Here is a 25,443-nt window from a genome sequence, read left to right as displayed (position 1 = left end):
ATTAATGAACTTAAAAAATGACCAGTATCAAAAGAAATAAAATTTTCTTATATGTTTTAATCTTGATCATTGTTCCTATTGTTTTTAATAAGCTGGGCTATCAGTTCAGCTGGAATAGCAATCCGATCTGGAGCACAAAGTTTTTCTTGCTGAGCTTCATCGTGTCGATCTATCTATTTACAAGTTTGATCATGGTAGGTGGCATGCGGTATGTATTTGCAGAGCGTCTCGAAAATTCTAGGGCAGATTGGTCTGGCGTAACCGCAAAAATGGCCTACTACATAAGTTCGGTTGTGCCTTCGCTTTTCGTTCTGCTTGTATTTACTTCAGCTTGGATCTGGCACAGGGAGGATTTTTGGAATATGTTATTGCTGTTCAGCATCTATAAGGCAAGCATTATTTGCCTGGTGCTAGTTTGGATGGCGTACTTGATCAAATATAATACAGCATGGGCTCTTTTTTATCCTCAGAAGAATGTTGTGGAGGTGGTAAAAGAAGTCTTGATCGAAAAATTTGTTGAAGTCCCTGTGCAGACACATGATGCATCTGGACTGCCAGCAAAAATAGCGCTGAATGAGATGTACACCTATCTGGTTCATGTAGCGGGGGTAGGACCCTTATTTTTGGATATGTGGATGGTTCGTTTTTTTGACCTGGTAGCAATTAAAACAGAAAGTAAGTCCTACCATATTATCTTTTCGGACGGTGCCATGGTGCGCTGTGATCATATCATGAAAGTGCTGGCAACATTGGATCTGAAGCACTGGATGGTGAAAATATCGGACAGGTATATGGTTAATATGCTTCTGGTCGATTTTCCGCATTATAAAGCGGGAAGATCACTCTTGTTGCATAAAGAGTCATTAGAAGGTCTGGCTAGAAAAATGGCTAAGTCGGATATTACTTTGATGCTGACCATGGGTGCAGGCATCACTGACCGGTATATTAAAGAATTTTGGAGTAAACGAAATAGTTTAACGCATGTGGGCTGGGATACATGGGTTCCGATTAGGAAGTAAGAGATGTGATCTTTCTTGTTTTTTATTTCAAAGGGTGCGCTTATTGCTGAAAGCAGATCATAGAAACGATCGGGATAATCAGAAACAGTCCTCTCCAGCTGTTTCAGTTTAAAGCATATTAGAGCAATACTTTTCTAATTTCTTCTTCCGGTAATCCCGTATAGTCTGCAAATAAACTGATGCTGACATACTGGTTTGACTTCAGTCCGTAGCAATCGCGTATGGCCTGAAAGATTCTGTAAGTGTGCTTTTCAGTTCTTCCTAATAGTACTGCTGCCTCTTTTGGATAGATGCAGATTCTGTTTCTTTTTTTCATTTTTTGTCTGGTTTATGAAGGTCTGCGCCTTAGCAAACATTCACTACCGGGCCTATCTTATCGCAGTATATTGTTTGTATAACAAAGCACATGATATTGATGCTACTTGCTGTTTAGTCCAGCATTTACAGGTTAAGTCTGCTTGTGATTGCTATTTTTTTATATATACAAAACGGATCGGGTAAACGATGACGAAGCATATCGTTTTTGGCTCGGTTCCTCTCCAGAAAAATGTTTTTATTGGCTATTTGCTAGGTAAAACATGAAAATCCGCGAATTTGTTTAATAATAGCTTAGGTTAGTTAAATTGATCTGATGGTACTGCAGTTGATTATGGCGTGGGCTTGCTCATTTTACAATCCCTGCGCAAACTGCACGCTCATCTGATTTCTGATGCGCTTACAATTAGTTCAGCTTGGTATTATTTGGTATCATTTTTCCGCATATTTCCTCATTTGATCCCGTTGCTGTTTGACTGTTTTTCATATTCGCTGTATCAAAAAAATAAACCATGATGATAAGAATAGTACGTGTAATCAAATGGAGCGGAAAGGTCGAGGATCTTTCCATCTGTAATGGAAATGAAGTTTTCGTGAAGGCTGCAGTAATGGACATTAAATCGATCATATTATGCTCAGTTTAGTGAAAAGAATCTGCAGGCAACTGGATGAGATTATCCGGTTGCTTTGCAAAACAGCGCCTCGGGTTCATGAGGTTGTTCACGATCCAGATCAGTCTGAAGATGCATCGCATGATGCACAAATGCCCGAACTGCTGGATATCGGCGATGTGCTGGTTATCCTCAATATTTCAATTGCAACCTATTACCGATGGGTGAGGCAGGGAGAGCTGATGCCACGCAGGAAAGGTAAGCGTCATTATTTTTATAAGGAGGACTTGTTGCAGCAACTGGAGGAGGGCAGAAGAAGAGGACGGATCTGATCTGGGATTACTTCTATTTAAGTAAAAATAAAGCATTTCAACACTCCTTTTGAAATGCTTTATTTTAAAGGTTCTTTATGCTGATTTGGTATTCAGTGATAGGAAATCTGCCTCAGTAAAAAGATTCTTATTTAAGCTGAATTTTTCAGCTTCACGATCTTTATCAAAACTTAAAACTTATTATTTCCATAAAGCCACTCGTTGGTTGAATGTAAATTTTGTTTTCCCCATATAATGTTTTTTCCATGGCCTGTGTTGAATCAGATGTCATTATATTTCCTTTAAAAAATTGGATCAACCCTGTGATATCAAAGGTATGATAAACCATAATTGGCCAACCTAATCCTTTTTCCAGCGAACGGAGCATGAGTCGGGATTTTTCCCGATTGCTTTCATGAACAGTTTCAAATGGTATAACATAGTCTAGTATTACCGCTTTCTGTCCATCGGCGGCGGCTAATTTTTCAAGCAAAGTACTGAACTTGTCCCGGCTGATGTAATAAACGAAACCCTCCAGTAAGAATATAGTCGGGATTGATGTATGATGGCCCAATTTTTTCATTTCAGCCAACAAAGCATCAATATCGGTAGCATCATGTGTTATCAGCTTTAACTTATCATTATCACCGATCAATTTGGTGTACATAGCACGTTTTTCGTCCATTGATTCCATATCTACTTCAAAAATAGTCTCGATCTGGTCACCGTATTGCTCTAGCAGATAAAGTGAAAGTGGATCAAGGCCAGCTCCTAAAATACAGACCTGGAATTTTGGGTATTGCTTGGCATAGTCTTCGAAAAGATGGCGGATGTACCGCTTTCTCAGTATTGCGATGGATTCGGAGTGTTCGAATACCTGTTTAAAACTCTTTACCAGCGATTCTCCTTCTGAAGTATCGATATTTTCTACATATGCCTGGCATGTTTTTCCGTCTCGATAAAGTTCACTGGCTAAACAAAGCACTAAACTGGCTGTCGGTGAAATTTTAAATTTACTTTTTAAGGGCTCGCTGATCATGATTAAAAAAAAGGTTCTAGTTGAAGGTATAAGGGTTTTCTATTGATCTTTACTATCACAATAATACTAAATAAAATGAAATTCTAAATAATTGTTTTGCAATATTTTTATAAATATTACCTTGTAGTATTGATTACTGAAGAATAAATCCTCAATTCGATACTTTAACGGAAGTGCAAATTAGAAGAGTAGTATGAGTTTTTATGAAGCTATAAATGTTTTCTAAATTTTTACAAATATTACCTTATAGTATTGATTACTGAGGAATAATGCTGATTTAATAGTTTGATGGGACCTGCAATACGAAGAATGGCGATGAGTTTAGATGATCTAAAATGATCTATTCTTGGACTCTCAACCTATCATTATAGATCACTTTTTTATAACCGTTATTCGGGAACTGTTCGACTGCTGTTCGAGAGCGCTTCGACTGCCGTTCGAGACAGGTTCGAGACTTGTTCGGGAAGGCTTCGACTGCTGTTCGACAGTTCTTCGACAACTTGTCGAAGAACTGCCGAACACCTACCGATAAATTGTCGAATCTATCCCGATTCAGTCTGGATTTAAGACCGAATCTGGGTCGGCGGATTGTCCTAGCTATTCCTTTTTTAGGCCTTAATACGACCGATTTTGATCGGCAATGATAGGGCCCTCTCTCATCTGCGATCATACACGATCATTACTCTTTTTTCCTTGTTTTTGCCTCTACTTTAGTTCTCGATATCAGCAACGACCGGCATGCAGGTCACAATGTAAACAGTTTAAAATTAACACAATGGCAAGATTTTTAAAAGGTATTGTAGGCGCGTATTCGGGTAAAGTGGGAAGCGTCGTAGGGAGTTCATGGCGAAGCGTCGATTATGTCAAATCGCTACCAAAAATGACAGGTAAAAAGGCTTCGGTTGGTCAGATGGAGCAACGTACAAAGTTCGCTTTGGCGGTGGCTTTTCTCTCGCCGATCAAAGATGTGCTCAACCTGGGGTATTCAGATAAACTGCAGGGCAAAGCTACAGGATACAACAAAGCATTGCAGTTTTTGCTTAACAACGGTATAACAGGGACTTATCCGAGCCTGGAAATTGACTATTCGAAGGTGGTGATCTCCAAAGGTGCGCTCTCCAATTTAATGGGGGTAGAATGGGCGGAAATCAATGCGGGTGAACTAGAGATTTCATGGTCTCCGGAAATCAATAAGTTCAACGCTTTTGCAGATGATTCGGTGGTGTTGCTCATGTACAATAAAACGAAGAATTTCTTCAGTATCATGGAATCGGCAACGCGTTTGGATGCATCGTTATCGCTGCCTTTACCGGTCAGCTATACGGGTGATACTTTGGAAGGCTGGATCTTCACGGGGCATCGTGATGGCGTCAAAACTTCGTTGAGTTATTACCTCGGTGAACTTGTTTTAGCATAACCTGTACATGTGTTTTTAGGGAGGTGAACCGCTGGTTCGCTTCCCTAATCTCTAAATCTAATTACGATGAACTTAACATTAATCCGTACTCAACAGGGGAAGGAAAGTACCTTGTCTGAATTATACCTCGATGGCGAATTTGTCTGCTACGGTCTGGAGGATGCGGTGCGGGAAAATAAAATTAAAGGAAGCACCGCAATTCCGTCTGGTAAATACCGGCTTGGTCTGAATACTTACGGTGGGATGAATGCACGCTACCGCAAAAGATTCCCTGAGCTGCACCGTGGAATGATCGAGATCCTAGATATCCCAAATTTTAGTTATGTCTATATCCATATCGGCAACAATATCGGAGATACCTCCGGATGTGTGCTGGTCGGAAATAAAATGGCTTTCGTAGATGGTGATTATGAAATCTATCAGTCAAAAAAGGCATATGTAACGCTCTATGAGAAGCTGTTGGCGATGATGGTGAAAGGGGAGGTGTTTATTGAAGTGACGTAGTAACATAGTGACTAGTAACGGAGTGATTGGTGACGAAGTGACATAATATGTTTTGTGCCTCTGTCGCCGGCACAGGGCGAATTACTTTTTTCGTCAATGATTTGATTTAATTGGCACTCAAGAATCTCTTCGAGAATTTTCTTGATAAAAAGTAATCAAAAGCCGACCGGAGGGAGACCATGGATGCCAAAAAAACAAACACGAATCCATAACTCAAGGCTGTATTTCTTTGTGCTATTTCACCTTGAAGAGGCTAAATGAATTTAAATGTTGTCACTCATGCCGTGACAGGCAATTACTTTTTTCCTTGATGAAAAAAGTAATCAAAAAAATCAAGGTTGCATTCCTTAATGCTATTTCACCTTAAATAGGCTAAATGAATTTAAACTCGTTTCACTCAGACAGAAATTCATTTTTAACGCCTCTTTTTCGGTGCAATTACGCAGTCGGAACGCTAGACCTTTTAATAATTAAAAACATGAAAAAGATAATTCAAAAAATAAGTGCGGCGTTACAAGTGGTCTTGCTGGCGCCGATAAAATTGCCGGGAAAGGCACTGAATATTATTAAATACATCGCTATGGGGCTTGGTGTAGTAGAAACTGTGCTGGATAATAAGGAAAAAAAAGGAGAGGAGGATGTACCACCAGAGCAAATCCTTCCTAATAAAGAAAAGGAGGTGCGGGATGAAATGGAATGATATCCGTATCGGTACTCTTGGTGGTACGCTCTGCTCCATCTGGGCGAGCTTCTCTCTTGGCGATGTCGCACATACTGCCTTGATGGCTGTAGTCGGGACGGTCGTGAGCTATGCGACTAGTCGACTTCTAGGGAGAATTAGGAAAAAGTGATCATGATGCAGGAGCAGGCAACTAGGGTACTTGCTCCTGTAAATATGTTAAGGAGAATTAAACTTTGCTAAACTGTATTTAGGGTATAGTATCTTATAAAAAAATCACGGGTTTTTTACAAAATCCAATAATATTTTCTTCTGCTTTTTTATAAAACCTGCTTTGTCTTTTTTTACAGTATTAATAATCTCTTTACGTTCAACGGGTATCGTGTAATATTTATCTGCCCATAATTGCATCTCAATCAATAATGGGAGTAAATCTATTCCTTTTTTAGTAAGCGTGTATAACACTTTTGCTTTACTTTCCGGATGTTCTAATTTACTGATCAGCCCATTTTCTTCGAGCATCAACAATCTTGAAGCCAAGATATTCGTTGCGATCTTTTCCTCAGATTTTAAGAAGTCACCATACGTGCATTGCTTCGAAAGCATCAAATCCCGGATAAGCAATAATGACCACTTATCTCCTAAAATATCTAGTGAACAGCTGATAGGGCATTGCGATCTATTTTTCATAATAATGTACTTTTTTAAAAAAACACTTGCATTTTGCAAGTTGATATTTATATTTGTACTTGCAAAATGCAAGCAAATTTACGATTTTAAATTATTAATACCATGGAGAACAGTGCAATATTTGATTCTTACCATAAAAATGGATTACAATTACGGAACCGTATAGTGATGGCTCCCATGACTAGAAGCCGTTCTGATAATCCCGAAAGTAAAGCAACTGATCTAACGCACTTTATTACAAACAGCGTGCTTCTGCCGGATTAATCATTACAACTGGTGCATATTCGCACTCAGATCTGCGCAATGGTGAAAAGCGTTTGGCACCTTCGGATGTAAATCCAGAGTAGCAGGTTTTTACTACGGGTCTTCATTTTGTTAACGAATGAAGAAACACTTTAAGCAATTTATATCAATTATGGAATTAAAAGGAAAAACAATACTAATAACAGGGGGAACATCTGGAATAGGACTGGAGGCCGCAAAACAATTTTTAGATAAAGGTGTTCATGTCATTATTACAGGACGAAATCAAGCTAAATTGGACGCAGCAAAAGCAATGTACCCCGGTGTCATTCCGATTAAAAGTGATGTCGCTTCTGAGGAAGAAGCACAGTTACTCTTTAAGGAAATCGAAAAACTCGGTGGAATAGATATTTTATATAATAATGCCGGAGTTGGAGTCGAACCTTCTAATCTCGGTATTTCAGATGTAAAACATCTGCAAGGGGCGACCTATGAGATGAATATCAATTATTTAGGAGTTATTCGTTTGAATAATCTTTTTCTTGATATGTTGAAGTCAAGACCTGAAACTGCGATTATCAATACCACATCGCTGTTGAGTTATGTACCTTCTTTGCTTGAGGCGACTTACTCATCATCGAAGACTGCGCTTGCATTTTATACAACAGCTCTACGTGCACATCTTGGTATTTTAAAAAGCCATGTGAAAGTTTTTGAGCTTGTACCACCACTTGTTGCTACAGCAATGACTGAAGATAGAAATGATCCTAAATTAAGTCCCGAAGAACTGGTAAAAGCTTTAGTTGCTGGATTAGAGAAAGACCGCTTTCACATTCGAGTGGGCTCTTCGAAATTGGTTTATATTTTAAACCGTATCTTCCCTAAACTAACTTTTAATCTTGTTAACCCGAAAAAAATAAATCCCTTATTAAAGTCCTGATCAATGAAAGCATTTCGCATTAACCGCTATAGTAAAACGGATACCTTAGAACTTGTTGAAGTTCCGGCATCCAAGATTAATGAGCATGAAGTATTGGTTGAAATCTATGCTGCCAGTATCAATCAATTGGACGCTAAGTTAAAGCATGGCGATTTCAAATTATTATTACCCTATAAAATGCCTCTTACTCTAGGTCACGATGTGGCAGGTGTTATCGTGCAGGTTGGCTCAAAAGTTAAAAACTTTCAGGTCGGCGATGAAATCTATGCTAGGCTTCCCGATTTTAGTATTGGTGGTTTTGCGGAATATGTTGCCATAGATGAAAATGATATAGCTTTAAAACCGACGAATATGACGATGGAAGAGGCCGCTTCCATACCACTCGTTGGTTTAACCGCATGGCAGGCTCTTGTTGAAATTGCTCAGATTAAAAAAGGTCAAAAAGTATTTATTCAGGCCGGATCGGGTGGAGTAGGAACGATTGCTATCCAATTGGCTAAATATTTGGGTGCAACGGTGGCGACCACTGCAAGTAAAAAAAGTTTTGATCAACTTAGCGCGCTAGGAGCAGATCTTTTGATTGATTATAAAACTGAAAAATTTGAAGAGATACTCAGTGATTATGATGTTGTATTGCATAGTCAGGATACGAAAACATTGGAGAAATGCTTCGGTATCTTAAAACCAGGAGGGAAAATTATATCAATCTCGGGTCCTCCTACTGTAGATTTTGCTCAACATCTGGGTTTAGCCTGGTATATGAAATTGATAATAAGTTTATTGAGTAGGGGCATAGAAAAAAAAGCAAACAAGCTGAAAATTGACTATACTTTTCTATTTATGCGCGCAAACGGTCAACAATTAGCTGAAATTACCAAATTGATTGAAGCTAATCAGTTGAAAGCTGTTATAGATCAAATTTTCCCATTCGAGAAAACCAATGATGCACTGACTTATGTAGAAAGTGGTCGTGCAAAAGGCAAGGTTGTCGTGACCAGATCTTTAAAAGATTAATCCGCTTGGATATAGTGACATGAATCAATGGAGAAAAATCTTTGATTTTATATTCAAGAAGATGGATGATCATGTATTATAGGTTGAGGTTCTTATTAATTTGTTTTGATATGTAAATTTTCACAGTATTGTTTACTATAATTGTGAAGCAATGAAAGATCGAAAAAAGATAGCAATAAAAGATAAACTGGATGTTCAAAGGTTAATAAAAGTTGTTGATTTTGACCTGTCCAAAAATATAACCAGGCCGCATAAGCATAATGGCTATTTAGAGCTTGTTTTTCTATCTTCTACGTCGGGGAAGCATATAATTGATGGTCAGGAATCAATTATAAAGACACCTTGTTTACTCATCATTCAGAAAGATAATGTACATCATTGGGAGCTGGTCAATCCGGTAAAGGGTTTTGTACTGTTGGTAAAAGATGCTTTTGTGAGCCAAAGTTTGGATCTGGAAATAAATCGGCTGGTCGGTACTATTTGTCACTTCAACACCATATACTTCGATAAAACTGCCGTTTTTGAAAATCTATTGAAGCTTTTAGCTGTGGAAGATAATAAAATTTGCCAAGAAGGCTTGTTTAAAGCTTTCTTGGCAAAAGTATTAGAATATAAAGCCAGTTCAAAACAGGCTAAATCTACGCAGCAAAATCTTTATGACCGATTCTGTGAATTACTCAACAAAGAGATCAGAGTGGTAAACCATGTTGCTCACTACGCCTCTCTGCTGAATACGAGCCCACAAAACCTCAGTGCTAACTGCAAGACTAATGCCGATCAAACGGCGTCGGAGGTATTAGCAGGGTATATTATTAAGGAAGCCAAAAGACTGTTGTTCTATACCGCAAATACGATATCTGAGGTCGCATATGCCTTAGGGTTTTCTGATAAATCAAATTTTTCAAAATATTTTAAGCGTTATACGGGTATGACTCCTTCTGAATTCAAAAAACAAGGAAACTAAAATTCTTTTTCTCCAAATTCGCTTTTCGGTAGTTTAAATAACTTATTCAGTTTATGCATATTGAAGCTTAGATTAAGCAAAACTATATTTTTTTCATAAATGTAGTTTGTCGTGGTGTAGAAGTCACTGGAGTAGGTGGTAATTCGTTGTTCGTTTACACCCCAGTCACCAAGCTCAATGAATTGCCATTGCAATTGAGCCGTTAGTGCTCCCTTCCAAAAAGCTTTACTTAAATTAAAGTTCGGTACGATAAATCGGGAATCCATACCTTGTACAGTGGGTTTTTCCGATAAATAATTTAGCTGTAGTCCTGTACTCCAGTTTTTTAAGAAATCAGCCTGAATACCAGCATTAATGGAGTAGACCCAGTCCTGATTTGTTCTGGTATCCTGATAATTTAACACCTGTCCTGAAATTTTGTAATGGTATACATTTAGTCCTCCATTAACCTTCAGCCAGGAAATCAATCGACCTTCGCCACCTAGCTCCGCTCCATATCGAGAGGCATAATCGGCATTTGTGAAGACACGGCGAAGAATGGTATCTGCATAAACGGAATTTACTCTTTGGATCGGATTTTTAGTGTGTTGGTAATAGCCGTTGAAAAAAATGCTTCCTGTTTTTAGTTTTTTAATCAGTCCGGTTTCAGTATTTACAGTGAATTCGGGCAATAATTCCGGATCTCCCTGTTCTAAGGTTTCGGAGTGTTCCCGTTCTGGAATAGGATTCAGCTCAAAGTTATTGTTACGTTGCACCCGTCTGGATGCAGCTACTTTCCATGACCAACCGGATCCCAGATCGTGCATTAAATTAAAGGTTGGATATAGCTGATGAATAGCATAGGGATATTTCTGATCCGTATGAAGTAAATGCAGATCACGCTGGTAATATTCGTAGCGGAGACCTAGGGACAGCTGGGTAGCTGAAAATTGCTGATTATACTGTGTGAAAATAGCATGTACACGATTGGTCGCTGTTAGTTTACCAGTAAATTCTGGAACTAATTGCTGGTTGCTGCTGCCATTTTGAGAAGCGTAATAGTCGAAACTTCCTTTTTGGTTATCGTTCCTTAACTGGTAACCGGTCGATAATTCCTGATGATCAGATTTCCAGGTGTGCTGTAGGGAAAGTCTTAATCCATGAAGTGGATTTTTATACTTATTGTGGGTCCACTGTAATGTATCCACATCATGCTCGATATTTCCATTTTTGGTTGAGCCATAAATATGAGCATATTCATAGATAACACCCATTTGAAGGGAATTAGCGGTGTTGATTTGATATTGATAATTAAAATCGAACATGTAAAATTCTCCTTGTTTATTCTGGAGATTAGAATTGAAATAGTCTGTTCGGCCTATTTCCTCACCTGTAGATGGACGGATGGTCCTGTTGTTATAGTAAATATCGGCAAGTCGATCTTGAAATTTTCGGGAAGCTAGCATACCTAAGCTCACAGCATGTTTGTCAGATATTTCGTACGAACTGTTTACTCTCATGCCGAAGTTATATTTATCAAAGCTTCTTTCACCTTTTGAAGGAAAAAAGGTCTGACGGTCCCCAATGACCGTATTGACATCACCTTCCCTAAATCCAGCATTATCATTTCTGAGATAATTTGCAGCACCATTTAATGCTAATTTTTTCTTTTTGTATTGGAAAGCAATGTCGCCTCCGAAACGCTTTTGCGGCTCACGATTATTATAGTCATCTATACTCGGTAAACCGGCTTGAAGATTGACTAACCAGGAAAATCCAGCGGCAGTAGATTTTTTTGTTTTTAGATTGATGATGCCACCTTTGCCATCCGGATCAAACTGGGCGGTGGGACTGGTGATATATTCTATTTCGGTGACATCGTTGGCCGCTATCTGATTTAAGATAGTTGCAGGATCCAGGAAAGAGGGTTTCCCATTTATTAATACAATGACACCCGTATTACCACGCATACTGATATTGCCACTCGCATCAACCGATGCTGAGGGTAAATTTTTCACAATATCCAATGCAGTGCCACCTGTGGCACTTTTGTATTGACTTGCCATATACGCCTGTCTATCACTACTGTGTTTTTGTGTTGCTGTATTGGCAGTAATGGCTACCTCTTGAAGATTTTGCCCAGTTGAAGCCAGTAAGAGGGTTCCAATATCGATTTTCTTTTGATCCTTGATTTCAATAGACCGGTGTATTTGTTTGTAACCGATGAATTTGACATTGATTTTGTATTTTCCCTTCTTGATATTGGAAAATCGAAAAGCTCCAAGTGAATCTGTCATCATTCCATCGATTACCTTGTTGTCGGCATCAAGTAGGCCAATACTGGCATAAGGTATTGGAGTGTTTGACAAGGAGTCTTTAACCAGGCCGGAAAGCTTTATGCTCTGGGCAATTCCAAATTGAACTGTTAATAAGAAGTAAAGTGCAATTAAATATCTAATCATTGGGCTTAAGTTTGGGCAAAAGTAGAAAAGATAAAAAGCTTTCTGCCCAAGATCGCATATTATACCCCAATTTTTTCAAATGCACTTTTTTATACCATTTCTTACCACTTTTTATCACAGGAGCGGATAAGTCGTCGGCATTTGGAGAATGATTTGGTGATCCCTGACGGGGTTATTGAATAAGGAGTACTGAAGTAGCCCGTGACGTAGTCTCTAGGAGGTTTTGAACCTGATAACGTTTTAATAATTAAACGGTCAATTAAATGACTGTCTAAATTCTAAAGGTGATCTTTCGGTTTTCTTTTTGAAAAGTTTACTGAATGATTGGGGATATTCAAAACCTAACTGATAAGCAATTTCACTTACAGATAATTCCGTTGTTGACAATAGTTCTTTGGCTTTTTCTAAAAGCTGATTTTGAATATGTTGTTGTGTAGTTTGCCCTGTCAAATTTTTCAGCATATCATTGAGATAGTTTGATGATACTGATAGCCGTTCGGCAAAGTACTGAACGGAAGGCAGCCCTGATACACTTAAATCATCATGTTGATAATATGCATTTAAGAAATCCTCAAATTTTAAGAATAAATCATTTGATGCTTTTTTACGTGTAATAAACTGACGGTTGTAAAACCGGTTGCAATAATTCAGCAACAGATCAATATGAGAAACAACAACATCTTGTGTGTAGTTGTCTATCATGGCTTCAATTTCCTGTTGAAGATTTAGCATCAGTCCTGAGATTACGGACTCTTCTTTGTCCGAGAGATGCAATGCTTCATTGTTGGCATATGCGAAAAAACCGTATTCTTTAATACGTTTTGCTAAAGCATAACTTTGAATAAAATCGGGATGAAAAACAATCATCCAACCTTCCACTGTTGATGAACTGTTTTGTTCAATCGAAAATAGTTGTTTGGGTGCAAAAAAGGTCATTATCCCATCATCATAATCATAATATTGCTGACCATATTTTACTTTTCCGTCAAAATTCTTTTTCAGATAAATCGTGTAGAAATTATAGACAATCGTTAACATTTCTTCAGCAACACAAGAATTGATCTCATCAAGATTCACCACACTTACTAAAGGATGTGCTGGTTTTTTGATGTTTAAGAAATGATGAAGTTCTGAAACCGTGTTTAGAAAATAAGTTTTATTATTTTTCATTTTATAAATTTATAAAAAAAACAGTGGATAAACGTTAATTTATCCACTGTTTAGCCTGTTACAAATTAACGCCTTTCATACTTTCAGCATCGTACCTAGCACCTGTTTCTGTACCCAAAGGAATAATACTTTCCAAACGGTTCAGATCGTCTTGCGTCAAAGAAATGCGCGCTGCAGCTATATTCTCTTCTACATATTTTACGCGTTTTGTCCCTGGAATCGGCGTGTGACCTTTAGCAATAACCCAAGCAATAGCCAACTGTGCAGATGTGATATTTTTTTCGACCGCCACTTTCTTAATTTCATTTACCAACTCCACATTTTTGAAAAACTGCTCACCTTGATATTTTGGTATAAATCTTCGGAAATCATTTTCGTTAAAATCTTCTGGCTTTTGTATTGTTCCGTTTAAAAATCCACGTCCTACTGGTGAGTAGGCAATTAAGCTGATGCCTAATTCTTTCAATGTATCCAGAATGCCCAGTTCTTCAATTTGTCTTTCAAACAAGGAGTATTCGGACTGTACTGCTGTAAGTGGGTGAATCTGATGTGCTCTTTTGATGGTTTCAGAATTTACTTCCGAAAGACCGATATATTTTATTTTTCCTTCTTTTACCAATTCGCCCATCGCTGCTACGGTCTCTTCAATTGGTGTACTGGTATCCAATCGATGCTGGTAGTACATATCAATATAATCGGTACCCAGATTTTTCAGGGAACGTTCTACGGCTTTTTTTATGTAATTTTTACTGCCATTGAATGCGCCAGTTGCTTGTTCGTTGTCGTCAATTTCGAATCCGAATTTTGAAGCTATGATGTATTTTTCTCTATTACCTTTGATCGCTTTTGCTATTAACTGTTCGTTGAGAAAAGGACCATATATATCTGCTGTATCTAAAAAATTGCCACCCAGCTCCATTGAACGATGAATGGTTGCAATCGCTTCTTTTTCATCTGCTTTTCCGTAGATATCTCCTCCGAAACCTGTTGTCATGCCCATACAGCCAAGACCGATCGGTGGTATGGTAAGTCCTTGACTGCCCAATTTTACTTCTTTCATGTTGCTCATAGTCTATTATTTTTAATTTAAATCAAAATTATGATGAGAAACCTGATCAAAAGTGTTCAAATCACGGAAGGTTGTATCCAAAAAGTTTGCCCCTAGCCGTTCATCTATTCTCATGATACTGCGGAAGGCTTGATTTTTACCGGAAATCGTAATGTCATTGGTGGGTGTTGTTGCTGCTGTAGTTTTTGTATATAACAACAATGTTGAAATTAGCTTAGTTGTTGCTCTTTTAATACTAAAATGAAGTGAACTCGAGTTCTTCTATAATGGAATCGATGCAACATTGTAGTTTGAAAAAAACAAGAAAAACCAAATTTACATATTGATCCTTTTTCAAAACGGAATGGATTTGAATTTTCTCAAGAAGTGACCGTGTCTCCCGAACCGAGACAGACTTTAGTATTTTCAATGTATTGGATATTATGTTGTAAGTTATATTTTTTAGAATAAGTATTTGTTAAGAAGTGACAGAGTGAAGTGGTTAGTTATCGGTTGCTAAATTAATTAGGATCAAAAACTATTATATTTAGTATTATTAGTAATTTATCATTATATTAGCTGTTGTTAATCAATTAACCATGAATTATGATGAGGCAAAAATTAAGACGTGTTGATGATCCCTTGTGGAAATCGATATTGGAGCAGACTTTTGCAGATTTCCTCCGATTTATGTTTCCCGAAGCTGAATTGTTATTTGACTTGAATAAACCTTTTGAATATCTCGACAAAGAGTTTGAGACCTTATTTCCGCCAGAAAAGAGTAATAAAGGTAAAAGATTTGTCGATAAGTTAGTAAAAGTCTATATGAAAGGTGGAGGTGAGCAATTTATCTTTTGTCATATTGAAGTGCAGTCCAATAAGGGTAATAATGATTTGGAAAAACGGATGTTTGAATATTATTATAAAATCACTGATCGATATCAGGTGCCAGTTTGTGCCATAGCGATATTGACTGATGAGAATATACATTATAAGCCAAAGTTGTATGAACAAAGTTTTTTAGGAACGACTTTACGGTATGAATTCAATTACTATAAGATTCTAAGTCAAAATGAGGAAGATTTACGGTCTAATCCGAATCCATTTGCTGTTGTGGTATTAACGGCATTTTTGGCTATAATTAATAATAATGTGACCGACGAAGAACTTAAAGATATTAAACATGATCTTTACGATCAAATGATGAAAAGGGATATGGAAAAGACTACACGTCAGGGTATTTATGATTTCCTGGCTTATTATGTTAGTTTTGAAGATAAAGAAATTTTTATTAAATTTGAACAAGAAATCGATACAAAATTAGGAAGGAGCACAACAATGGGTACACGTGAATATTTATTGGATAAGGCTAAGCGAGAAGGACAGGAGCAAGAACGTGGATTAGCGGCGGTACGCATCAAGAAATTGGAAGCTCTTGCTGAGGCTGAAAGGGAGAAAGCTGAAATGGAAAAGTTCGAATCAGCTACTAAAATGTTGAATAGTGGTTTTGATATAGCGATGATTTGTGATATTTTATCTCTGACTCCGGAGCAAGTCGAAAAATTGAAATAAAGTTTTACTGAGTTAATATTAAAAAAAGGTGCCTTTGGACACCTTTTTTTGTTGATATCAATTCTCTTTTATAATAAGTATTTGCGCAGGGGTGGCAGTGTACCATAATAATATGTTTTCGGCTGTAATGTAGTGACATATTGAAAAAGTGACATAGTTAAGACGTAACATATTGACGGAGTAACGGGACAAGGGAGTGACCAGCCTGCTGTTGGCGAGATGGAGGAAAAAGTGATTTAAAAGGAGATTCTTTATAGGGTCTCCTTTTTTGGTTTATAATTTTTTACTTATCCTTTGTGCATTTAACTATTTTTCTACGGAAAAGACGATTAAACAGCCTACAGATCTACTTTAGTGCTATGCTTTGAACATTTTTACCCTTCTTTTTAAGATCTGTTTCATTTTTTAAGAGGCTAATAGTATAGTTTTGTTTTGCAATTAGAGATTCTGAAAGGCTCATTTGCAGACCAAACCATAAACTACTAAACTTAAATTTAATAAATGAAATTTTTTATTGATACAGCCAATCTGAACGATATTCAGGAAGCCCAGGACTTCGGGGTTTTGGACGGTGTGACGACCAATCCTACCTTAATGGCAAAAGAAGGGATAAGCGGTGATGATCTTGTTCAGAAACATTACCTAGCGATCTGTGCTATTGTCGATGGCGATGTGAGCGCTGAGGTTATTGCAACCGATTATGAAGGAATGATCCTGGAAGGAGAGCAACTGGCAAACCTAGACCGTAAAATAGTGGTCAAAGTACCCATGACTAAGGCGGGAATTAGAGCCATCAAATATTTTAGTAACAAAGGCATAAAGACCAATTGTACATTAGTTTTTTCTGCAGGACAGGCATTATTGGCTGCAAAGGCTGGTGCTACTTATGTTTCTCCATTTATAGGCCGTCTGGATGATATTTCTGTTGATGGACTGGGGCTTATCAAAGAAATACGGGAAATATATGATCATTATCTCTTTCCTACACAGATATTAGCGGCATCTGTACGTAACAGTACACATATATTGGGTTGCGCCAAAATAGGTGCTGATGTTATCACATCGCCATTGTCTGCCATTCTTTCTCTTTTAAAACATCCCTTAACAGACAGTGGCCTAGCGCAATTTTTAGCGGATCATAAACGGGTAGCTGCTCAAAACAATTAATCGCGATGGAAATCAGTAAAAAGAGTATTTCTGAGCTACAGGCTATTGTTTCGCAAGTGCGAAGAGATATCGTTCGCATGGTCCATGCCTGCCAATCGGGTCATCCCGGAGGATCTTTAGGGGCTACAGAACTGTTGGTTGCTTTATATTTTGAAGTCATGAATAGGAAAGAGGGATTTGATATGGATGGAAGCGGAGAAGATCTGTTTTTTCTTTCTAATGGCCATATTTCTCCTGTCTTCTATAGTGTACTGGCGAGAGCTGGTTATTTTGAGGTGGCTGAACTAGCTACCTTTCGTAAGCTTGGTAGCCGTCTACAAGGTCACCCCACGACACATGAAGGTTTGCCAGGTGTGCGTATTGCATCAGGCTCTTTAGGACAGGGACTATCTGTGGCAATCGGGGCTGCACAAGCTAAAAAACTCAATCATGACGAGGGGCTGATCTATGTGCTTATGGGGGATGGTGAACTGCAGGAAGGTCAAGTATGGGAGGCTGCGATGTATGCGCCACATAATAAAGTGGATAACCTGATTGCTATTGTTGATTATAATGGTGCACAGATCGATGGGACGACGAATGATGTTTTGTCTTTGGGTGATTTGCGTGCCAAGTGGTTAGCTTTTGGTTGGCAGGTATTGGAAATACATCAGGGAAATGATATCGCTGCTATATTGGATGGTCTTACTCAAGCGCAACAGCAGGCTCATCAAGGTCTTCCTACGGTTATTTTACTGCATTCTGAAATGGGAAATGGTGTCAGTTTTATGATGGGATCACATAAATGGCATGGAGTTGCTCCAAATAACGATCAATTGGCTGATGCTTTAGCACAGAATCCACAAACATTAGGAGATTATTAAGCAAAAAAATGAAAAAATATACATATAGCGAATCTAGGGATACCCGCTCAGGTTTCGGAGCGGGACTGTTGGAAGCTGGCCGTCAAGATGAACATGTCGTGGCACTTTGTGCTGATTTGATCGGGTCACTAAAGATGAACGATTTCATAAAAGAATTTCCGGAAAGATTCTTCCAGATCGGTATTGCGGAAGCCAATATGATGGGAATAGCGGCCGGTCTGACCATCGGGAATAAGATTCCGTTTACGGGTACTTTTGCCAACTTCGCAACCGGGAGGGTGTATGATCAGATACGCCAATCGATCGCTTATTCTAATAAGAATGTAAAGATCGCAGCATCGCATGCAGGATTGACACTGGGAGAAGATGGTGCGACGCATCAGATTTTGGAGGATATCGGTTTGATGAAGATGTTACCAGGAATGACGGTGATCAACCCTTGCGATTATAACCAGACCAAAGCTGCAACGATTGCTGCCGCAAAGTATTTTGGTCCTGTTTATCTCCGTTTTGGAAGACCCGTTGTACCCGTATTTACTCCAGAAGACCAGGAGTTTGAAATCGGAAAAGCGGTTATGCTGAACGAAGGGAATGATGTCACCATCATTGCGACAGGGCACCTGGTCTGGGAAGCTATTCAAGCTGGTGAGCTTTTAGCGCAATTGGGTATAGATGCAGAGATTATTAACATACATACCATTAAGCCGTTGGATGATAATGCGATATTGAATTCAGTTCGAAAAACAGGCTGCGTGGTGACGGCGGAAGAGCATAACCGCGTAGGTGGTTTAGGAGATAGTGTTGCACAGCTGCTCGTCAAGAATATGCCAGTTCCGCAAGAATATATTGCTGTTGATGATCTTTTCGGTCAATCGGGGACACCTGCACAACTTATGGAAAAATATGGTTTAAATGCGGCGAACATCGTATCTGCAGTAGAGAAAGTGATTTGCAGAAAAGTAGACCAATCTGCACAAGTGTTATAAACCCTTTAATCTTCTGAATTCCATGAATTCAAAAAAATAGGTAAGGAAAAGGTCGGCTCACTCATGCTTATTGAAACCTAAATTGATAAATGATCAATTTACCTAAGTGTTAATATTAAATTATAAACCAAATGATTATGAAAAATATCTGGACGCTGTTATGTGTAGTCCTATCCATTACGGTATTAAAAGCTCAAACCGTTACAGCTCCTGAGGGGTTTGCTTTATATCAACCGGATATTGTACATGGTAAAATAGATACGATTACTTATCCTTCATCAACTGTTGGTACAGAAAGGACGGCTTTAGTGTATTTACCTCCTGGTTTCTCGGCAAAGAAATCGTACCCCGTACTTTATCTTTTACATGGGATCGGTGGCGATCAGTTTGAGTGGTTAAACAATGGTACTCCTCATGTTATTCTGGATAATCTGTATGCACAAGGTAAGGTGGAACCGATGATTGTGGTATTGCCCAATGGCCGTGCGATGAAAGATGACCGTGCTATAGGTAATATCATGGATGCGGCTAAAGTTGAGGCTTTTGCGACGTTTCAAAGAGATCTTATTGATGATCTTATTCCATATATTGAAAAAACTTATCCTGTGCATGCTAACCCTTTGAACCGTGCCTTATTTGGATTATCCATGGGGGGAGGTCAAGCTCTAAATTTTGGTCTTGGCAACTTGGATACATTTGCCTGGGTCGGTGGATTTTCTTCCGCACCCAATACCCTAATGCCTGAGCAACTGATCCCACATCCGCAAGAAGTAAAAGACAAACTCAAGTTACTTTGGCTTTCTTGCGGCGATCAAGATGGTTTAATCACTATTACGAACAGAACACATGATTATTTGAAAAAGCATGAGGTACCGCATGTCTTCTATATCGAGCCGGGAGGACATGATTTTAAGGTTTGGAAGAATGATCTGTATCAGATTTCGCAATTGTTGTTTAAGGAGCGTAGTCAGGGTAAATGATCACATTTTGAATATGGATATAGGCTATTTGGTTCCTGAAACAGGATTATAAGTTGACCAATACAGGCTAATCAATGTATAAAATAATAGTAGAGGAAACAAAATAGCATGATGAGATTGATGGTTGCTAAATTATTTACGATCATAGGGATAGTAAAGCTGTCGATATTCGGCTATGCCGCATATGGACAGCATAAAAGCTCTCTAAAATTATGGTATGATCAGCCTGTCGTTGATCAGATCTGGGAACAGGCATTACCGATCGGGAATGGGCGTTTGGGAGCGATGGTCTATGGTATTCCGGAACGTGAAGAATTACAGCTTAACGAAGAAACAATTTATGCCGGGGGACCTTATCGCAATGATAATCCGAATGCGTTAAACGCACTTCCTCAAATTCAGCAATTGATCTTCGCTGGTAAAACAGAGGACGCCGATCGCTTAACAAATCAATCATTTTTCACCAAAACCCATGGCATGCCCTATCAGACGGCGGGCAGTGTTATATTAAATTTTCCTGATCATAAACATTATCAGCATTATTATCGTGAACTGGATCTCGAAAAAGCTGTCGTGCGGTCGCGCTATACGGTAGAAGGTGTCACCTATACGCGTCAAGTGTTTTCTTCTTTTGCTGATGATGTGATTGTAATGGAAATAACCGCTAGTAAAAAGGGTGCTTTAAATTTTGATCTCGAATATGCAAATCCCTCCGAGTGCAAGGTTTATAAATCTGGTCAAAGCCTAATTTTAGAAGGCAGCGGGACATCGCATGAGGGTATTGAGGGAAAAATCAGGTATCAAAAGCATACTGCTGTTAAAAATAAGGACGGCCGTGTCACGCTCACGGATAACAAACTGACCGTATCGGGCGCGACATCGGTCGTGATCTATATGGCTGTTGCTACAAATTTTGTGAATTACAAAACCGTTGATCAGAATGCAGGTGTTAAAGCAGCCAGTACATTAGCACTGGCTCAAAAGAAAGCTTTTCAAACGGCATTGAAGCAGCATATCGCGATGTACAGCAAGCAATTCGCACGTTTCAAATTAGATCTGGGTCAAACAGCTGAACAAGAAAATCTGACGACTACTAAACGGATTGAAAATTTCAAAACGACACAAGATCCAGCTTTGGTGGCGTTATTGGTGCAGTTTGGACGGTATTTATTGATCTGCTCTTCTCAGCCTGGTGGACAGCCTGCCAATTTGCAGGGGATCTGGAATAGATCGATGAACCCGCCATGGGATAGCAAATATACGGTCAATATTAACACCGAAATGAACTACTGGCCAGCGGAGGTTACTAATCTTTCAGAAACGCATGAGCCCCTTTTTCAGCTGATTAAAGATCTGAGCGAGAGTGGTCGAGAAACTGCACGGGTACTCTATGGTGCTGATGGCTGGGTTACGCACCATAACACAGATCTCTGGCGGGTGACCAGTCCCATCGATTTTGCGGCAGCAGGTATGTGGCCGACAGGCGGGACATGGCTAACGCAGCATTTATGGGAGCACTATTTATACACCGGTGATCAGAAGTTTCTTACTGAAGTGTATCCTGTCATGAAAGGAGCGGCCGATTTTATTCTTTCTATATTGATTGCACATCCTAAGCATAAAGACTGGCTGGTCATTGCACCCTCCATATCTCCCGAGCACGGGCCGATCTCTGCGGGGGTTACCATGGACAATCAACTGGCTTTCGATATCCTTACACGTACGGCATTAGCGAGCGAGATTGTCGATCAAGATGCCGCTTATCAAGCGAAATTAATAAAAGCCGCTCGAAAGCTCCCGCCTATGCAGGTAGGCCGATATGCGCAATTGCAAGAGTGGCTGGAAGATCTTGATGATCCTAAAAGTGACCATCGGCATGTATCGCACTTGTATGGCCTGTATCCGGGAAACCAGATATCGGCCTATCGGACGCCCCAATTATTTGAGGCTGCTGCTAATTCATTGCAGTATCGAGGTGATTTTGCGACCGGTTGGTCCATCGGCTGGAAAATCAATCTATGGGCACGTTTGCTCGATGGGAATAAAGCGTATCAGATCATTGACAATATGTTGACTTTAGCGAATCATAAAAATCCGGATGGACGGACTTATCCCAATATGTTTACAGCCCATCCACCTTTTCAGATTGATGGAAATTTTGGTTTGAGTGCAGGAGTTGCTGAAATGCTGCTACAGAGCCATGACGGAGCGGTGCATGTGCTACCCGCGTTGTCCGAGTTATGGCGCGATGGCGCTGTCTCGGGTATTGTCGCTAGAGGTGGATTTACTGTAGATATGAACTGGAAAGACGGTCAGATTCGGAACATTGCTGTTACCTCAAAAATTGGCGGAAACCTACGTTTACGATCCTACTGGCCACTTAAAGGTAAGGGGTTGAAGAGAGCAGCTGGTGAAAACGAAAATAGTCTGTTAAACCCTATAGCTGGAAAAGAAGCGCTTGTGTCATCACAGGCGACTTTGAAAGGGAAGTATTTGAGACCAATCTTTGAGTACGATATGGCTACGCAAAGAGGCGAAAAGTATGATTTTGTTCTTGACCCACAATTGTTTTAAAAGGCATGGGAACAGATAATAATGACTTAAAGTATTGCTAAATAGACCGAAAAATTATTAGAAAAAATTAGGATATGTTATTACTAGGAATAGATTTAGGGACTTCCTCTATTAAAGTTTCTGTTATCGATGCACAGACCAATAGGAGAATCGTGTCTACACAGTACCCCGATAACGAAGCGGCTATTATTTCTGAACAGCAGGGCTGGGCGGAGCAAGATCCCAATCTGTGGTGGGAGTACACAAAATTGGCGATTAAAAAATTGAACATTACAGGACTTTATAATCCGAAGCATATTACTGCTATTGGAATTGCTTATCAGATGCATGGCCTCGTGATCGTAGACAGGGATCAACATCCGCTGCGTAATGCCATTATCTGGTGCGATAGTCGAGCGGTTGCAATAGGCGATCAGGCAATCTCAGATCTGTCTTCTACTGGTTTTTTGGCCTCACATCTCAATTCTCCAGGAAATTTCACTGCTTCAAAGTTAGCCTGGGTGAAGCACAATGAACCCGAACTGTATGCGCGGATATATAAATTCATGCTACCGGGTGATTATTTGAGCATGTGTTTAACAGGTGAAATTAATTCCAATATCAGTTCTATATCGGAAGGAATCTTATGGGATTTTAAGAACAATAGGATCTCGGAGACTTTACTTGATTATTACGGTATTGATCAGGGTTTAGTTCCGGATATTTTACCTGTTTTCTCAAACTATGGACTGATCAAACCCGAAGTAGCGGATGAATTGAACCTTTCCCGAGATGCTTTCGTGAGTTATAAAGCCGGTGATCAGCCTAATAATGCACTTTCATTGAACGTATTTGATCCCGGAGAGGTGGCTGCGACTGCCGGTACATCGGGTGTTATATATGCGGTTACGGATCAACTGGTCTATGATCAGGAGTCTCGCGTCAACACATTTGCGCATGTCAACCATAATTCTTCGCAGACAAGTTTGGGGGTTCTGCTCTGTATAAATGGTACTGGTATCCAAAATAGCTGGATGAAAAAAATAACAGCATTGGGAAATGACTATGTACAGATCAATCAATTGGCGTCTAATATCGCGATCGGTTCTGATGGTATCACGGTATTGCCTTTTGGCAATGGGGCCGAAAGAATGTTAAAAAATAGGATGGTGCATGCCCATATTGAAAATATTGATTTTGTACGTCACGACGAAGCGCACCTGTGGCGTGCCGCTCAAGAAGGAATCGCTTTCTCTTTTCGCTACGGTCTGGATATTTTGAGGCAGAATGGAATAGAACCAAAAGTAATCCGTGCCGGACATGCCAATTTATTTTTAAGCCCCGTATTTCAGCAGTCTTTTGCTGGGGTGACACAGGTTGAAGTTGAGCTTTATGATAATGATGGAAGTGTAGGGGCAGCGCTGGGAGCTGGACTTGGAGCGGAGATATTTGCGTCCCGGAAAGAAGCTTTTGCCGGATTGGAGAAACATGCGATCATTGAACCTTCACATACCGCTCTATATGATGAGCTGTATGAGAAATGGAAAGATAGTTTAAATCGGAAATTGTTAAATTAATAAAAAATGGAAGTATTATTAGGAAATCAGGAGTATTTCAAAAACATTGGACAGATAAAATATGAAGGGGTAGATTCGGATAATCCGCTCGCATTTAGATGGTATGATGCGGACCGTGTGGTAGCAGGGAAAACGATGGCCGAGCATTTAAGGTTTGCGTGCGCTTACTGGCATTCGTTTAATGGTAATGGATCGGATCCGTTTGGTGGACCGACTCAGTTTTTCCCGTGGGATGCCAAACCTGCCATTATAGACCGTGCAAAAGATAAAATGGATGCCGCATTTGAATTTATGACTAAAATGCAATTGCCCTACTATTGTTTTCACGATGTCGATCTGGTTGATTATACCGATAATGTGGTTGAAAATGAACAAAACATGGAGCGTATCGTGGATTATGCCAAGGAAAAGCAAAGACAGAGCGGTATCAAATTGCTCTGGGGAACTGCTAACCTGTTTAGCCATCACCGTTATATGAACGGTGCTTCAACCAATCCTGATTTTCATGTACTGGCGCATGGCGGTGCACAGGTAAAAGCCGCTATTGATGCCACGATTGCCCTTGGAGGTGAAAATTATGTGTTCTGGGGAGGACGGGAAGGATATATGTCGCTCTTAAATACAGATATGAAAAGAGAGCAGGATCATCTGGCCCATTTTTTACATCTGGCTAAAGATTATGCCCGTAAAAATGGTTTTAAGGGTTCGTTCTTTATTGAACCTAAACCCTGCGAGCCTTCTAAGCATCAGTATGATTTTGATGCGGCAACGGTTATTGGCTTTCTGAGAAAGTATGATCTATTGGATGATTTTCAGTTAAACCTAGAGGTGAACCATGCTACTCTGGCTGGGCATACTTTTCAGCATGAATTGCAAGTTGCTGCAGATGCGGGACTTTTAGGGTCTATCGATGCTAACCGCGGTGATTATCAAAATGGCTGGGATACCGATCAATTTCCAAACGATCTGAATGAACTGACCGAGTCTTTGTTAATTATTTTAGAGGCTGGTGGCTTAAAAGGTGGCGGTGTGAATTTTGATGCTAAGATCCGCAGAAATTCAACCGATCCTGCCGATCTGTTTTATGCGCATGTCGGTGGAATGGACAATTTTGCTCGAGCTTTGGTCATTGCAGACAATATTCTTCAGAAATCTGATTATAAAAAAATACGTTCAGAGCGCTATGCGAGCTTTGATACTGGTGCCGGTGCTGATTTTGAGCAAGGAAAATTGACTTTAGAAGATCTCCGGAACTTTGCTGCTGAAAATGGTGAACCTAAACTTATTAGTGGTAAGCAGGAATATTTAGAGAATTTAATTAACCGTTTTATTTAACCCGT

General features: G+C 39.5%; 24 protein-coding genes. 17 read left to right on the top strand and 7 right to left on the bottom strand.

Annotated elements, in window-relative coordinates; translation table 11 throughout:
- The first annotated feature begins 17 nt into the window (after nt 1–17).
- Nucleotides 18–1,019: a hypothetical protein gene (locus tag ACFS6I_RS11920; RefSeq protein ID WP_380920785.1), complete on the top strand. Its 1,002-nt coding sequence runs from the start codon at nt 18–20 to the stop codon at nt 1,017–1,019.
- Nucleotides 1,020–1,137: 118 nt separating this feature from the next.
- Here ACFS6I_RS11920 and ACFS6I_RS11915 read toward each other — a convergent pair whose 3' ends face one another.
- On the bottom strand, nt 1,138–1,335 hold the full coding sequence (locus tag ACFS6I_RS11915) for a hypothetical protein (RefSeq protein WP_380920783.1): 198 nt from the start codon (nt 1,333–1,335) through the stop codon (nt 1,138–1,140).
- Between the two features lie 405 nt (nt 1,336–1,740).
- Nucleotides 1,741–1,962, bottom strand: coding sequence for a hypothetical protein (locus ACFS6I_RS11910; RefSeq protein ID WP_380920781.1), 222 nt, complete (start codon nt 1,960–1,962; stop codon nt 1,741–1,743).
- A 3-nt stretch (nt 1,963–1,965) separates the two neighbouring features.
- Between ACFS6I_RS11910 and ACFS6I_RS11905 the strand changes: the two genes are divergently transcribed.
- A complete protein-coding gene (locus ACFS6I_RS11905) occupies nt 1,966–2,277 on the top strand; it encodes a helix-turn-helix domain-containing protein (protein WP_380920779.1) in 312 nt (103 codons plus the stop codon).
- A gap of 163 nt (nt 2,278–2,440) precedes the next feature.
- Here ACFS6I_RS11905 and ACFS6I_RS11900 read toward each other — a convergent pair whose 3' ends face one another.
- Nucleotides 2,441–3,295: a class I SAM-dependent methyltransferase gene (locus tag ACFS6I_RS11900; RefSeq protein ID WP_380920777.1), complete on the bottom strand. Its 855-nt coding sequence runs from the start codon at nt 3,293–3,295 to the stop codon at nt 2,441–2,443.
- Nucleotides 3,296–3,935: 640 nt separating this feature from the next.
- Between ACFS6I_RS11900 and ACFS6I_RS11895 the strand changes: the two genes are divergently transcribed.
- From ACFS6I_RS11895 to ACFS6I_RS11885, 3 genes are all read left to right on the top strand, one after another.
- A complete protein-coding gene (locus tag ACFS6I_RS11895) occupies nt 3,936–4,712 on the top strand; it encodes a DUF6266 family protein (RefSeq protein WP_380920775.1) in 777 nt (258 codons plus the stop codon).
- Nucleotides 4,713–4,778: 66 nt separating this feature from the next.
- The gene (locus ACFS6I_RS11890; protein ID WP_380920773.1) at nt 4,779–5,216 is read left to right on the top strand and encodes a DUF5675 family protein; all 438 of its coding nucleotides are present in this window, start codon (nt 4,779–4,781) and stop codon (nt 5,214–5,216) included.
- Nucleotides 5,217–5,694: 478 nt separating this feature from the next.
- The gene (locus ACFS6I_RS11885; RefSeq protein WP_380920771.1) at nt 5,695–5,916 is read left to right on the top strand and encodes a hypothetical protein; all 222 of its coding nucleotides are present in this window, start codon (nt 5,695–5,697) and stop codon (nt 5,914–5,916) included.
- Between the two features lie 255 nt (nt 5,917–6,171).
- Here the strand turns inward: ACFS6I_RS11885 and ACFS6I_RS11880 are convergent, their stop codons facing one another.
- Nucleotides 6,172–6,585, bottom strand: a complete 414-nt coding sequence (locus ACFS6I_RS11880; protein WP_380920769.1) for a winged helix-turn-helix transcriptional regulator — start codon at nt 6,583–6,585, stop codon at nt 6,172–6,174.
- Nucleotides 6,586–6,687: 102 nt separating this feature from the next.
- Between ACFS6I_RS11880 and ACFS6I_RS11875 the strand changes: the two genes are divergently transcribed.
- The 4 genes from ACFS6I_RS11875 (at nt 6,688) to ACFS6I_RS11860 (ending at nt 9,746) form a co-directional block, all read left to right on the top strand.
- Nucleotides 6,688–6,849: a hypothetical protein gene (locus ACFS6I_RS11875; protein ID WP_380920768.1), complete on the top strand. Its 162-nt coding sequence runs from the start codon at nt 6,688–6,690 to the stop codon at nt 6,847–6,849.
- Between the two features lie 118 nt (nt 6,850–6,967).
- Nucleotides 6,968–7,768, top strand: coding sequence for an SDR family oxidoreductase (locus ACFS6I_RS11870; RefSeq protein WP_380920766.1), 801 nt, complete (start codon nt 6,968–6,970; stop codon nt 7,766–7,768).
- Nucleotides 7,769–7,771: 3 nt separating this feature from the next.
- Nucleotides 7,772–8,782, top strand: coding sequence for an NADP-dependent oxidoreductase (locus tag ACFS6I_RS11865; protein WP_380920764.1), 1,011 nt, complete (start codon nt 7,772–7,774; stop codon nt 8,780–8,782).
- 151 nt (nt 8,783–8,933) lie between these two features.
- The gene (locus ACFS6I_RS11860) at nt 8,934–9,746 is read left to right on the top strand and encodes an AraC family transcriptional regulator (protein ID WP_380920762.1); all 813 of its coding nucleotides are present in this window, start codon (nt 8,934–8,936) and stop codon (nt 9,744–9,746) included.
- On the opposite strand, the gene ACFS6I_RS11855 is transcribed toward ACFS6I_RS11860, so the two are convergent.
- The 3 genes from ACFS6I_RS11855 to ACFS6I_RS11845 all read right to left on the bottom strand — a co-directional run bounded on the left by ACFS6I_RS11855 (nt 9,743) and on the right by ACFS6I_RS11845 (nt 14,426).
- Nucleotides 9,743–12,187, bottom strand: a complete 2,445-nt coding sequence (locus ACFS6I_RS11855; RefSeq protein WP_380920760.1) for a TonB-dependent receptor — start codon at nt 12,185–12,187, stop codon at nt 9,743–9,745. The genes ACFS6I_RS11860 and ACFS6I_RS11855 overlap by 4 nt on opposite strands.
- A gap of 255 nt (nt 12,188–12,442) precedes the next feature.
- Complete coding sequence (locus ACFS6I_RS11850) at nt 12,443–13,357, bottom strand: helix-turn-helix domain-containing protein (RefSeq protein ID WP_380920758.1); 915 nt, start codon at nt 13,355–13,357, stop codon at nt 12,443–12,445.
- A gap of 58 nt (nt 13,358–13,415) precedes the next feature.
- Nucleotides 13,416–14,426, bottom strand: coding sequence for an aldo/keto reductase (locus ACFS6I_RS11845; protein WP_380920756.1), 1,011 nt, complete (start codon nt 14,424–14,426; stop codon nt 13,416–13,418).
- 585 nt (nt 14,427–15,011) lie between these two features.
- Here ACFS6I_RS11845 and ACFS6I_RS11840 point away from each other — a divergent pair.
- From ACFS6I_RS11840 to xylA, 8 genes are all read left to right on the top strand, one after another.
- Entirely contained in the window at nt 15,012–15,977 is a 966-nt protein-coding gene (locus ACFS6I_RS11840; protein WP_380920754.1) for a hypothetical protein, read from the top strand.
- Between the two features lie 501 nt (nt 15,978–16,478).
- Nucleotides 16,479–17,144: a fructose-6-phosphate aldolase gene (gene fsa / locus ACFS6I_RS11835; RefSeq protein WP_380920752.1), complete on the top strand. Its 666-nt coding sequence runs from the start codon at nt 16,479–16,481 to the stop codon at nt 17,142–17,144.
- Nucleotides 17,145–17,149: 5 nt separating this feature from the next.
- Nucleotides 17,150–18,007: a transketolase gene (locus ACFS6I_RS11830; RefSeq protein WP_380920750.1), complete on the top strand. Its 858-nt coding sequence runs from the start codon at nt 17,150–17,152 to the stop codon at nt 18,005–18,007.
- Between the two features lie 8 nt (nt 18,008–18,015).
- Complete coding sequence (locus ACFS6I_RS11825; protein WP_380920748.1) at nt 18,016–18,993, top strand: transketolase family protein; 978 nt, start codon at nt 18,016–18,018, stop codon at nt 18,991–18,993.
- Nucleotides 18,994–19,130: 137 nt separating this feature from the next.
- Nucleotides 19,131–19,973: an alpha/beta hydrolase gene (locus ACFS6I_RS11820; protein WP_380920746.1), complete on the top strand. Its 843-nt coding sequence runs from the start codon at nt 19,131–19,133 to the stop codon at nt 19,971–19,973.
- 108 nt (nt 19,974–20,081) lie between these two features.
- Nucleotides 20,082–22,547: a glycoside hydrolase family 95 protein gene (locus ACFS6I_RS11815; RefSeq protein WP_380920744.1), complete on the top strand. Its 2,466-nt coding sequence runs from the start codon at nt 20,082–20,084 to the stop codon at nt 22,545–22,547.
- A 74-nt stretch (nt 22,548–22,621) separates the two neighbouring features.
- Nucleotides 22,622–24,103 (top strand): xylulokinase, encoded by a 1,482-nt coding sequence (locus tag ACFS6I_RS11810; RefSeq protein ID WP_380920742.1) that lies wholly within the window; start codon nt 22,622–22,624, stop codon nt 24,101–24,103.
- A gap of 6 nt (nt 24,104–24,109) precedes the next feature.
- A complete protein-coding gene (gene xylA, locus ACFS6I_RS11805; RefSeq protein WP_380920740.1) occupies nt 24,110–25,438 on the top strand; it encodes a xylose isomerase in 1,329 nt (442 codons plus the stop codon).
- The last annotated feature ends 5 nt before the right edge of the window (nt 25,439–25,443 follow it).

The organism is Sphingobacterium anhuiense (genome assembly GCF_042686355.1).
In the GTDB taxonomy this organism is placed as follows: Bacteria; Bacteroidota; Bacteroidia; order Sphingobacteriales; family Sphingobacteriaceae; genus Sphingobacterium; species Sphingobacterium anhuiense.
Note: the sequence above shows the minus strand (reverse complement) of the source record. Positions and strands in the feature narration are given on the sequence as shown.